This window comes from Pseudoalteromonas sp. Scap03, from assembly GCF_013393115.1.
Taxonomy (GTDB): domain Bacteria; phylum Pseudomonadota; class Gammaproteobacteria; order Enterobacterales; family Alteromonadaceae; genus Pseudoalteromonas.
Window position 1 is genome coordinate 1,168,395 of the sequence record NZ_VDEU01000001.1, and the last position, 13,087, is coordinate 1,181,481.

The following is a 13,087-nucleotide window of genomic DNA, read 5'->3' on the forward strand; positions in this document are numbered from 1 at the left end:
CGCAAAATTTGTTTATAAGCGTGATTTATCCTTTTTAGGCTCACGCGCTTTTGTCAACGTTGTTATAGTTAACAACGGTGTTAGTCGCTAGCGTTGCCAATTTAGCGTTATTTTTAAAAAGTCATTTTCGGTAACATCGTTAATTAAAGTTACGATTAACGCCATACTGGCTCATTAATGATTTGAAGCAATGCTCACCAGAACAAAAATACTTAATAGCGCCCCCCACTTACCGTCCGCAGACTTTGCACGCCTTGGCGAAAGATGTTATTGTGAGTCTTATTGTAAAAATATTGCCGTTGTCCATTTGATACGATAAATCTAACTTAACAATAGGCCCAATGGGTGTGTAAAGCACTTCATGATTACGGGCATTAAAGCTCCTGGCTGATGTTCTATTTAATGGTGAAACCGGTAGAGGCTTTAATTCCGGTCAATTTGCCGAGGCGGGCGTGCTCAATTATTACCTTTCATCCAGAAGCCAGTGAGCATATTGGATCTGCACTTTACAATTGATAAAAGATCAAGGTTGCCAAGCAGGTCTAGCTTTTAATCCTGCAACGAGTTTAAGTTACCTTTGATCATGTAATGGATAAAATAGATGTTATTTTATTAATGTCGGTGAACCCCGGATTTGGTGGGCAAAGTTTTATTCCACAAACACTTGAGAAACTGCGAGCAAAAAGCAACGCATTATTGATTTGGCGTGATATTCGCCTAGAAGCTGGATGGCGGGAAGCCAGATGTAATGGTTTGCGGAGCGGGCGGGCTGAAGCGGGTGCTGACATGTTTGTTGCAGGCTCTGCTATTTTTAATCAGCCTGACTATAAAAGCGTAATTGATGAAATGCGCCAACAATTAGAAAGTATCAAGTCATGAAATATGATGCGGCACTATTTGACTTAGACGGCACGCTAGTTGACAGCGTGTATGACTTATATATGGCCTTAAATCTTACGCTAAGTGATTTAGCGTTTCCCATAGTCAGTCAGTGATTAGTTGAAAGCTGGGTCGGTAATGGCATTGAGGTGTTAGTAAAGCGAGCTCTTTGCGGTGATATACAAATTAGTGAACACCTTGATGAGACTCTGAGTGAGCGAGCCATTAAGCTTTTTTATCAACATTACAGTGAGCTGGTTGGTGAATACAGCGTATTATATCAGCATGTTGAAACGGGCCTTGCTGCTCTCAGTGGTATGCCCAAAGCACTTATTACCAATAAAGCACGCCGCTTTACCGAACTACTTTTAGATAAACTGGCTATTCGCAGTCATTTTGAGGTGATTGTTTGCTGTGACGACATGGCAAAAAAACCGTCACCTGAGCCACTCTTATTTGCTTGTAATGCATTAAATACGCCGATGCCATTGGCGATTGGTGATTCAAAGAGTGACATACTGGCAGCACAAGCCGCCAATATTGATGTGATAGCTCTTACTTATGGGTATCATCAAGGAGAGCAGCTCGGGGATTATAATCCACAGTACCTATGCGATAACTTCTTAGCTATAATACCCACACTTACACAGCGTTAAAATTTTTAATCAATTAAACACTAAAGGAAAATCATGAGTAAACCAGTAGTTTTAAGTGGCATTCAGCCAACCGGTGGTATGACAATAGGCAACTATGTTGGCGCTATTAACCAGTGGCTAAAGCTACAGGAAGACCACGAAAGTTTCTTTATGCTTGTTGATTTGCACGCAATTACTGTTCGCCAAGAGCCTGAGCTTCTTCGATCTCGTGTGTTAGACGGTATAGCCTTATATGCAGCGTGCGGTATTGACCCTGAAAAGTCTGCGCTTTTTGTGCAATCACAAGTGCCTGAACACGCACAGTTAGCGTGGGTATTAAATTGTTACGCACAAATGGGTGAGCTTAACCGCATGACTCAGTTTAAAGATAAGTCATCTAAGCATGCTAACAATGTAAACGTAGGTTTATTTTCGTATCCAGTATTACAAGCAGCAGATATTTTATTGTATCAAGCTGACCAAGTGCCAGTAGGGGACGATCAAAAGCAGCATCTAGAGCTAACGCGTGATATAGCTACTCGCTTTAATAACTTGTACGGCGACGTATTTAAATTACCTGAGCCATATATTCCAGAATTTGGCGCACGCGTAATGAGCCTTCAAGATCCGCTTAAAAAGATGTCTAAGTCAGATGAAAACCCAAATGGTTACATCATGCTATTAGATGAGCCTAAAAAGATCGAGAAAAAGCTTAAAAAAGCAGTAACCGATTCAGATGAGCAAGCACGTATTTACTTTGATCGTACAGAAAAGCCTGGTGTTTCTAACTTACTTACTTTATTAAGCGTGGCGACTAAGCGCTCAATTGAAGATTTGGTGCCAGAGTACGAAGATAAAATGTACGGCCACCTGAAAAAAGACACTGCAGATGCGGTAGTGAATATGATTGAGCCAATCCAAGCACGTTTTAAAGAGATCAGAGAAGATCAAAACCTACTTGATAGCATCATGAAATCAGGTGCAGAAAAGGCCAGTGTACGTGCAGAAAAAACACTTAAATCGGTATACGATGCACTAGGATTTATTCCTCGTACATAATTTGATTTATTAGAATAAGCGTAAAAAAATGCCGCTAATTTAGCGGCATTTTTGTGTAACTTTTAATAAGTACTTTTTTATAATTTATATTAAAGTAATGGTTTTAAGTAGTGCCCAGTATGTGAGCGCTGACATTCCGCCACTTCTTCTGGTGTACCTGCAATCAGTATTTCACCGCCGCCAGCACCACCTTCAGGGCCTAAATCAACGATCCAATCGGCAGTTTTTATTACATCTAAATTATGCTCAATTACTACAATGGTATTGCCATGATCGCGTAGGCGATGAAGCACCACTAATAACTGTTCAATATCAGCAAAATGAAGTCCCGTGGTTGGCTCATCAAGAATGTACAATGTTTTTCCAGTATCACGCTTAGAGAGCTCACGTGCTAACTTAATTCGCTGTGCTTCACCACCAGAAAGTGTTGTAGCGGCTTGGCCTAAACGAATATAAGAAAGTCCAACATCCATTAGGGTTTTAAGTTTACGTGCTATAGCCGGTATTTTATCAAAGTAGTCATGGGCATCTTCAACGGTCATGTCGAGCACTTGGTTGATGTTTTTGCCTTTATATTGTACTTCTAAGGTTTCGCGATTATAACGTTTACCCTTACACACATCACACGGTACATATACGTCTGGTAAGAAGTGCATTTCTACTTTAATAACGCCATCACCTTGGCATGCCTCACAACGCCCACCTTTAACATTAAAGCTAAAGCGACCTACTTTGTAACCACGTGAACGGGCTTCTTGAGTACCTGCAAATAGCTCACGAATACCAGTGAAAATACCAGTATAAGTGGCAGGGTTTGAACGCGGTGTGCGGCCAATAGGACTTTGGTCAATATCAATTACTTTATCAAAGTGCTCAAGTCCTGCAATTGACCCATAAGGAGCTGCTTCTGCAGTAGTTGCGCCGTTGAGTTCTGTGTGAGCAAGTTTAAATAAGGTATCGTTAATGAGCGTTGATTTACCCGAGCCAGATACACCGGTAATACAGGTCATTAAGCCAAATGGTATTTTTAAATCAACATTTTTTAAGTTATTACCCGTCGCTCCAAACAGCTCTAGCCATTTATCGTTAGTAGCATGGCGCTCTTTAGGCACTTCAATTTTACGCACGCCGGATAAAAACTGGCCGGTAACCGAGTCTTTGCTTGCTAAAATATCATCGCGTGTACCTTGAGCAATAACATGTCCGCCATGTACGCCAGCACCTGGGCCAATATCAATAATATGATCAGCGGCACGAATGGCGTCTTCATCGTGTTCTACAACAATAACGGTGTTACCCAAATCGCGTAAATGAACTAAGGTTTTCAATAAACGGTCGTTATCACGTTGGTGCAAACCAATTGAAGGTTCATCCAGTACATACATAACACCCACTAACCCAGCACCAATTTGACTCGCTAAGCGAATACGCTGTGCCTCACCGCCTGAAAGTGTGTCGGCGCTACGCTCAAGTGATAAGTAATTTAGACCTACATTAATTAAGAACGATAGGCGATCGCGAATTTCTTTTAGAATTTTTTCGGCGATTTGGCCTTTTTGCCCAGTTAAATGCAAGCCTTCAAAAAAGCTCATCGCCTCACCAATACTCATATGCGTAATGGTTGGCAAGTTAGTTTGACCAATAAATACATTGCGTGCTTCTTGGCGCAAACGTGAGCCTTTACAACTAGGGCAGGCTTGGCTGGTTTGATATTTGGCTAGTTCTTCACGCACTGAGTTTGATTCAGTTTCGCGGTAGCGGCGGTTCATATTGTTTAACACGCCCTCAAATACATGATTACGTGTAATTAAATCACCGCGGTCATTACGATAATTAAATGCAATTTTAGTATCACCAGAGCCATCTAAAATAATTTTTTTATGTTCTTTTGCAAGCTCTTGATAAGGAACATCTAAATCAAACTCGTAATGTTGTGCAACTGCTTGCAACATTTGATAATAGTAAAAGCTGCGTTTATCCCAGCCTTTAATTGCACCGCCAGCTAAACTTATTTCAGGGTTGTGAACCACGCGATTAGGGTCAAAGTATTGTCTTACGCCTAAACCATCACAGCTTTGACAAGCTCCTGCAGGGTTATTGAACGAAAATAAACGCGGTTCAAGTTCGGTCATCGCATAGCCACAGGTTGGGCAGGCAAAATTTGCTGAAAACAGCATTTCTTCAGCACTGCTATCATCCATAAAAGCAATGTTAGCAACGCCGCCTGACATTTCAAGTGCCGTTTCAAAAGACTCTGCAAGACGTTGCTGTTGACCCTCTTTTACTTTAAAGCGATCCACAACGACTTCAATAGTATGCTTTTTATGTAAATCTAGCGGTGGTGGATCGGATAAGTCGCATACTTCACCATCTATACGAGCACGAATGTAACCTTGACTGGCAAGTTGTTCTAATAGTTTTACATGCTCACCTTTACGGTCTTTAACAACAGGAGCAAGTAGCATTAACTTAGTGCCTTCAGGCAGCGCTAATGCGGTATCGACCATTTGACTAATTGTTTGCGCTGCGAGTGGTAAATCATGAGTTGGACAGCGAGGTTCGCCAACCCGTGCAAACATTAAACGCAGGTAATCGTAGATTTCAGTAATGGTTCCCACGGTTGAACGGGGATTATGCGAGGTTGATTTTTGTTCAATGGAAATAGCAGGGGAAAGGCCTTCAATATGATCTACGTCAGGTTTTTCCATTAATGACAAAAACTGCCTTGCATAAGCAGAGAGTGATTCAACATACCGGCGTTGCCCTTCTGCATAAAGCGTATCAAATGCAAGTGATGACTTTCCTGAACCAGATAAGCCAGTGATAACAATTAGTTTATCACGTGGGATGGTTAGGCTGATGTCTTTTAAATTGTGCGTGCGGGCGCCTCGGACTTCAATGTTTTCCATGCTATCTCGTTTATTGCCAAAATTATTTGTTCAGTATCGCATAATACGCTGCAATATTAATCCTTGATCATTGAAAAAATCCTTAGTTATAGACGATTAATTATTGCCAAGCTTGTGATAGAATCCTTGCCTAATTTTTTCACACAGTAAGATCATGCAAATAATGACCGCATCTTCACTTAATTCACGAGAGAAACGCGCCGCCGTATCGTTAGCGAGTGTGTTTGCATTTAGAATGCTCGGCTTGTTTATGCTGATGCCTGTTTTAGCTATTTATGGTCAATCGCTTGAAGGCTTTTCACCTTTATGGATAGGTTTTGCAATTGGTGCGTATGGTTTAACGCAGGCCGTATTACAAATACCTATGGGGCGACTGTCTGATAAAATTGGCCGTAAAAAAGTGATTGTAGGTGGTTTGCTTGTATTTGCCTTGGGTTCAGTAGTTGCGGCTTTAGCTGAGTCCATACAAATGGTAACGGTAGGGCGTGCCTTGCAAGGTATGGGCGCTATCGCCAGCGCATTGTTAGCGTTTGCATCAGATTTAAGTCGTGACGAACAGCGACCAAAAGTAATGGCAGTTATTGGCATGAGCATAGGTATGAGCTTTGCCTTCGCTATGCTACTTGGACCTATAGTGGCAGCTTCATGGGGTATAGCCGGAGTGTTTTGGTTAACTGCTATACTGGCTTTATTAGGTATTTTTATTGTCACTATGCTGGTACCCAGTGCAATAAATAAAGCCCCTAAAGGCGATACACTTGCCAGCTTTAGTGACATTAAAAAGCTAATTAAACATCCGCAGCTTGCGCGTCTAAATGCAGGTGTATTATTGCTGCATTTAACATTGACGACTATTTTTGTAGTATTGCCAAGTCAACTAATTAAAGATGGACTTGTGGCTGAAAACCATTGGCAGCTTTATATTCCTGTTTTATTTTTAGCGTTTTTCTTGATGGTGCCAGTAATGATAGTGGCAATTAAAAAAGAGAAAGAAAAACAGGCGTTTATTGGTTCAGTGATGGTCTTAATAATAAGTATGTTTAGCATGTCAATATGGGCCAATAGTGTTGTTGGTATTGCGGTTTGTATGCTGTTATATTTTGTTGCTTTTAACTTTTTAGAAGCCACTATGCCAGCTCTTGTGTCGCGTATTGCTCCAGCAAGCCAAAAAGGCTCCGCCATGGGTGGGTATTCATCTAGCCAGTTCTTAGGGGCTTTTTTAGGCGGTATGTTAGGCGGGTATGTAGCACAAACCACTAGTACGCAAGCTGTGTTTGCGGCGGCGGCACTTGTTGGGGTAATATGGCTTATTATTGCGTGGAAAATGCAAGTCCCACCGAAAAGCAAAGTTATTAGTTTAATGACCCAATTAGATTCTGAAGAGCAGGCACAAACACTAGCTTCTCAGTTAGTTGCTTTACCCGGCGTAATAGAAGCAACCGTAGTTCGCGATGAAAGTCGAAGCTACTTAAAGATTAATGATAAAGAATTTGACCTAGACCAAGCCCGAAGAGTGGCTGGTTTAATCTAACGTTTATAGGAGATGGTTCCATGGCACGCGGTGTGAACAAAGTAATTTTGGTTGGTAATTTAGGGCAAGATCCTGAAGTTCGTTACATGCCTAATGGTAATGGCGTAGCAAATATTACCTTAGCAACTTCAGACAGCTATAAAGATAAAAACACTGGCCAAATGGTTGATAAAACTGAGTGGCACCGTGTGGTATTTTTTGGCAAATTAGCTGAAATTGTAGGCGAATACTGCCGCAAGGGTTCACAAATTTACGTAGAAGGTAAACTTCAAACTCGTAAATGGACTGACCAACAAGGCCAAGAAAAGTACACTACAGAAATTGTTGTTGATGGCTTTACTGGTCAAATGCAAATGTTAGGTGCACGTGGTGGCGACCAACAAAGTGGTGGCTATCAAGGTAACCAAGGTGGTCAACAAAGTGGCGGTTATCAAGGCGGACAGCAAAGCGGTAGCTATGGTCAAAATAACCAAGGCCAAAATAGTCAGCAAGGCAGTTATGCTCCACAGCAACAATCTGCACCTGCCCAGCAGCCAGCGCCGCAACAAAACAACCAGTATCAACCACAGCAGCAAGGTGGTTTTGCACCTCAGCAAAATAATGCACCACAACAGCAAGGCGGGTTTGCTCCTAAGCCGCAAAATGCACCGCAAGGTGGCGCATCAAATCCAATGGAACCAACAATCGACTTTGATGACGATATTCCTTTCTAATTTCCAACTTTTTAGTTTAAAAAGTATTAAAAAAGAGCCCTGAGTAATCAGGGCTTTTTTTATTGATAATAATTACTATCCCTCTCGTTTATCCTCAGCTGAGTGAGTAAATACTCCTCATTAAAAAGCTGTAAATAGCTTTAAGGTTTTCAAAGCAGGGCGGCACTCCCATTTATGCGCACAAAGATGAAGCCATTACTAATTTTGTTGACCACTAAATATAATGTTTATAAACATTAAGTATTAATAATAAAACAGCTACTAAACTTTTATTATTGGCTTGTGCAATTGCAAATAGTAGACAACACTTTAATAACTTATTTAATGAGCGGGTAAGTTATGAAAGCCAGTCAGTTTCAGTTTTCCAATTACGTTAGTGCCTTATTTTACGCTCTGTGTTTTATGCTATTTATTATTTTTAATAGTGGTTTAAATTTAGTTTTACAACATCAAAATAAGCAAACAGGTATAGAGCTCGCTAAGCAACTGCAGCAGCCGTTAGCCAATGAGCAGCAACTTTTAGCTAATACACCTTTTACCCTGGCTCCAGATAAAGTTTCTGTTTATATAAAGCAGAAAAAGCACTATTTCAGCTCTAATTCAAAAGGGATTCTGTTATATTCATGGCCTACCTGGTATGCCTATAACTACCTATTTATAATAATGAATATGTTTATTTTGGCCATTATTTTTGCTGCTAGGCGCTTTATATTGTTTAAAGCGACCAAAAATAGTTCAGTGACGTTGAAGCGCAAGCAAAACGATGGTTATAAAAAGGTATGCCATACGCCTAGAATAAAGCCTACACAACCGGTATTAGAAAACGTAGTCAAGGAGCAGAAAATAATTGGCTATAATATATTTGCGCTCATTCAATGCGAATGCCATTTTGATACAAACACGGACTTACCAGCGACTCTTAAAGTATTGCTAGCAAAAGACTTTACCAATACTGCTGTAATATCCGTTAAGCAATTAACAGCGGGTAAGTTTGCTTTTACTTTCACAGGGGTTAGTGCAATTGATAAAAAAAGTTGCGCTAAATACTTACATCAATACATGCTTAATGCAGCCCATATTTTAGCCCCTAGAGTGGCTGACGAGAGTATAAAGTTAGGTTTGTGTACTTACTACTCGAATGCTGATCAGGTGATGGTGTATCAGCTTGCCAGATCGTCACTCACACTATCAATGCAAAGTAGAGTGCAGCATTATCATCAATTGGCAATCAATTGCAGCCATCTTCAAATGCTTAATAAAAACTTAGTTATGAAGCGAGTTGAAAAACAAAAATTAGCGATTTTATTTCAACCTGTATACGAGTTGGATAGCGGCGCTATTATCAAACATCATGTTTTAATTAAAAGTAGCGATAAGACAAATAAGCAATTATTTAATCAAGATTATATAAGCCAGTTTTACAATGAGGATGAGGCATTACTACTTGACCAAGCGGTTGTTATACAGGTTAAAAAGCTGCTGCTAATAGAAAAGTCATCGTCTGTTATTAGTATTAAATTGCATCCTAAAAACTGGTTTAATAGTGAGTTTTGGTGTTGGCTAAGTAAACATATGAGTGAGTTGAAAAGCCTTCATACGTTACAGTTTTTGATAAATGAGGCTGATTTCTTAAATAGCCAAGATCGATTGCAGGCTGCTTTTTCGACCATAACAGCGCTCAACTTTAATATCGTTATTGATGAGGTTAGAAGTAGTAAGAGCATATTTAACTTCACCCATAACAGGCAAATAGCGGGGCTTAATTTGGCCCATGAACTTGTTCATGGCATAGATCATAATTATTTACAGCAGAAATCTGTCAGGGGAATTGTGCATATTGGTAAATTATTAAGTTTGCCAGTGGTGGCCTCGAGTGTAGAAACGTATCAAGAATTGCAATTTTTAAAAGTGATAGGTGTTAGTACTGCACAAGGAGGGTATTTCTCTGGATTATTACCCGACTTCACTCAAGTTGCATTTCATTAGCTAGTTAAACAAGTCCACGATATTTTAGCCCGTCCAAACCTTGCAGCCCTCCTGTATGAACGGCAATAATTTTGCTGCCAGGGGGAAAGTAGTCGTTGTTAATGAGCTGCCAAAGTGCATACATCATTTTTCCGCTGTAAATAGGTTCCAGTGGTAACTGATATTGCTGCTGCATGTACTGGCAAAACTGCCATAGCTCAGTAGTAAAGCGACCATATCCGCCATCATGGAACTGTGTAAGTAACTGCCAATTACTTTGTGATTTTGCTTTAGGACTAAGAGCCCGTATTTCATCTCGCAGGTAGTCGGCTTGCTTTAAAACTGCAACACCTAATACAGTGCTTTTACTTGAGCTGCCCTCTATTAAGCCCGCCAAGGTTCCACCACTGCCAGTAGGACAGATTAAGTAGTCGTGCTCAGGTAAACTTTGGGCAAGTTCTTTACATCCTTCTATAGCAAACTCGTTTGTGCCTCCTTCAGGTAGGATATATGCATTGGGGAATCGTGCCTGTAATACTGTTAAATATGCTTTCTCATTTCGTTGTCGGTACTCTAATCGATTCACTACATGTAATCGCATGCCACATTGCTTTGCAAATTTTAACGTTGGATTATTGAGATCAAGTTCAGGGCCTCTAACAATTGCGTGGGTTACTAGGTTAAATTCTTTCCCCGCGGCTGCGCACGCGTGAATATGATTTGAAAAAGCCCCACCAAAAGTCAGTAATTCTGTTTTACCTTGTTGTTGCATGCGAGCTAAATTGTATTTGAGCTTACGCCATTTATTACCACTAATAACAGGGTGTAATAAATCATCACGCTTGATGTTTAACGTAATGTTTTTTTCTGCTAGCAATTTGTTATTAATTGGTTGTAAATAACTATGTTCATTAATACTGAATTGTATTGGCATTATCACTCTTTTTTATTAGTTACATGGTGAATGTGCTGTTTAATAGCGTTATTTTGACTCAAATTTTATTACTTAAGCAAATTAAAAAATATGTATGCGCCGCTAAATTGGTATCTTTTGGGCGTAAAAGGCAGATAAATCTCGGTGTTGTTAAATAAATTAGCTATTTAGTACAAATGAAACGGTTATTTACTGGCATGAAACGGGATAATAGTTGTAAACTGAGATAATAAATGAACAAAGCTTGTGTTTTGTGCTTCAAGTACATAGCATAAGGTTTTATTATAAAAAATAATAATAACCAAATAATTGCCGCTTTTTTGGGACTGGAATATATGCGAATTGCTCCTTTATCTCTATTAATTTCTGCTAGCTTTTTTGCCAGCACAGTATTTGCACAAGATACAACTACTGTAAATAGAATTGAATCAGAGATTAATACGAAACAAACAGAATACACTCGTTCAACAACGATGCTCGATAAATATTTACAAGAAGAGAATCAGCTTCAAACCCAGCTTGAACTGCTTAGAGCGCGTTCAACACAACTTGATAAAGAAAAAAATCAAGCATTGGATGCGATGAATGACATGTATCGACGCTTAATTAATAATCCATCGCTTGATATTACGCAGGCGCAATCTCGTTATCAAAAAGCCGTTGTTGACCAAGAACAAAACAAAAATGATATCTCTATGCAATTGGCGGCAATTGCATCCCATCTAAAAGATATTGAGCAAATTCGCGCTGATAAACATGCTCTTCAGAACACTATTGAAAGTTTAAAAGTGCAATACACCACTGCGCGTGTAGAGCGATTGCGCAACGAATTTACCCGTGAAGGGACACTTGAAGTCGACCACACCCTTAATTGTAAGCGTACTGAAACACTAGCGGCATGTGAGCAACGCGGACAGCAGATGGGGCTGAAAAAGGCGACTAAGCGCTTTTTAGATCAAATATTTGAAAACCTTACCGAAAAACGTCTTGTCGAACCTAAGCGAGATATGGCAGGAGCGCAAGTACAGATTTTAAGTAGCCATGTGATTAAGAGCGCTTTTAGCGGGCAAGGTGATTACAACGTCAATTTAAGCGTTACTATGCGTGGAGATGTAAACAGTAGCCGTTTGTGTCACTTATTAAGTGTAAATAACAGTTTTTGTTCAGAGTATGGTACCCCGCTGACAAATACTTATCAGCCTGCTTATAGCACTACTTTTTCAGATAGTCAGTTAACATTCAGCGATAATGCGGATAATAAGGCGGTCGCTGTTGTTGCAAAAACAGCTAACAAAAAGCCAAAAGTGGTCGCTGAGCAAAAGAAAGATCAGTTAATCCAGTTAACTTTGCGCTCAAACGTGCATGGCGATGAAGTTTTTATTAACGACATTCGTGTTGGCTCAACTCGCTTAGTAACAAGGTTACCGCGTGGTTTACACAAATTAGAAATACGCAAAGACGGTTATGTTCCTTACAAAGCACGTATTGATTTAAAGAAGACACGTACACTTTTCGCTAAGTTAGAAAAAAAGTCAGAGTCGATTGCTGCACCGACTAAAAAGCGAGAGCAAATAATACAAGCAGATTGCCCTAAAGGAATGGAAGTTGATACGCAGCCACCAACAGTGGATTCGTCAGCGGTAGTAATCCCTGTTGGCACATTTAAAATGGGCGATATTAACGGCAATGGACTGGAAAATGAGCGTCCCGTTGTTGAAAAAACGATTAGTGAAGCGTTTGTTATGCAAAGTAAAGAAGTCACTGTCGGCGCATTTGAGAAGTTTGTAAACGAAACGCAATATAAGACTGAAGCTGAAAAAGGCAAAGGGTGTGCTTATTATCTAAATGGCGAACCCGTTTGGGAAGCAAGCTTAAACTGGCGAGCTCCTGGGTTTGAGCAAACTAGTGATTTTCCAGCTGTGTGTTTGACAAAAAATGATGCTGTAGCTTATGCAGAATGGTTTTCTGATAAAACAGCGCAAACGTATCGCCTACCTACAGAGGTTGAGTGGGAATATGCAGCGCGTGCAGGTACAGATACTGAATACCCTTGGGGTAACGAAATTGGTAAAAACTTAGCAAACTGTGGTTGGTGTGGTAGCGAATGGTCAAACAAACGCACTGCACCGGTAGGGTCTTTTTCTGCAAATGCATTTGGTTTATACGACACCGTGGGCAATGTATGGGAATGGACTGGTAGCACAGAGAATAAAAAAAATGCAGTGGTTCGTGGCGGCGCATGGAATTTTGCACCTAGCCTTGCTCGTGCCTCAACGCGTTTAATCCTAGCGCCAGACTTTAGAGCTAATTACATTGGCTTTCGCTTAATGAGCGAACAATAATATTTAATGAGGAAGCAAACGCTTCCTCTTTTTAATGATTACAAAGACGGCTGCGCTTTATATTGCTCATTACATTGAGAATGTTAAAGTAAGCGCAACTAAAATAAGAACGAATTTCAA

The 13,087-nt window shown here is 40.2% G+C and carries 7 protein-coding genes and 2 pseudogenes; 7 read left to right on the top strand and 2 right to left on the bottom strand.

From position 1 onward, the window contains the following. Positions 1–182 precede the first annotated feature (182 nt). From FHG08_RS05260 to trpS, 3 genes and pseudogenes are all read left to right on the top strand, one after another. Positions 183–879 (top strand): annotated as a pseudogene (locus FHG08_RS05260) (ribulose-phosphate 3-epimerase). Further along, a pseudogene (locus tag FHG08_RS05265) lies at positions 876–1,535 on the top strand (HAD-IA family hydrolase). Before FHG08_RS05260 ends, FHG08_RS05265 begins: the two co-directional pseudogenes overlap by 4 nt. Before the next feature lie 33 nt (positions 1,536–1,568). Further along, positions 1,569–2,573: a tryptophan--tRNA ligase gene (gene trpS, locus FHG08_RS05270; protein WP_138607179.1), complete on the top strand. Its 1,005-nt coding sequence runs from the start codon at positions 1,569–1,571 to the stop codon at positions 2,571–2,573. A gap of 89 nt (positions 2,574–2,662) precedes the next feature. Here trpS and uvrA read toward each other — a convergent pair whose 3' ends face one another. After that, a complete protein-coding gene (uvrA, locus tag FHG08_RS05275; protein ID WP_076918874.1) occupies positions 2,663–5,482 on the bottom strand; it encodes an excinuclease ABC subunit UvrA in 2,820 nt (939 codons plus the stop codon). A gap of 163 nt (positions 5,483–5,645) precedes the next feature. On the opposite strand from uvrA, the gene FHG08_RS05280 reads away from it, so the two are divergent. From FHG08_RS05280 to FHG08_RS05290, 3 genes are all read left to right on the top strand, one after another. After that, complete coding sequence (locus tag FHG08_RS05280) at positions 5,646–7,013, top strand: MFS transporter (RefSeq protein ID WP_178954744.1); 1,368 nt, start codon at positions 5,646–5,648, stop codon at positions 7,011–7,013. 20 nt (positions 7,014–7,033) lie between these two features. Further along, positions 7,034–7,726 carry a single-stranded DNA-binding protein gene (ssb, locus tag FHG08_RS05285; RefSeq protein WP_178954746.1) on the top strand — a complete coding sequence of 231 codons (693 nt, stop codon included), beginning with the start codon at positions 7,034–7,036 and terminating at the stop codon, positions 7,724–7,726. Positions 7,727–8,065: 339 nt separating this feature from the next. Beyond that, positions 8,066–9,712: an EAL domain-containing protein gene (locus FHG08_RS05290; protein WP_178954748.1), complete on the top strand. Its 1,647-nt coding sequence runs from the start codon at positions 8,066–8,068 to the stop codon at positions 9,710–9,712. Between the two features lie 4 nt (positions 9,713–9,716). Here FHG08_RS05290 and FHG08_RS05295 read toward each other — a convergent pair whose 3' ends face one another. Beyond that, positions 9,717–10,625 (bottom strand): 1-aminocyclopropane-1-carboxylate deaminase/D-cysteine desulfhydrase, encoded by a 909-nt coding sequence (locus FHG08_RS05295; RefSeq protein ID WP_178954750.1) that lies wholly within the window; start codon positions 10,623–10,625, stop codon positions 9,717–9,719. Positions 10,626–10,960: 335 nt separating this feature from the next. Between FHG08_RS05295 and FHG08_RS05300 the strand changes: the two genes are divergently transcribed. Further along, on the top strand, positions 10,961–12,967 hold the full coding sequence (locus tag FHG08_RS05300; RefSeq protein WP_138607169.1) for a formylglycine-generating enzyme family protein: 2,007 nt from the start codon (positions 10,961–10,963) through the stop codon (positions 12,965–12,967). The last annotated feature ends 120 nt before the right edge of the window (positions 12,968–13,087 follow it).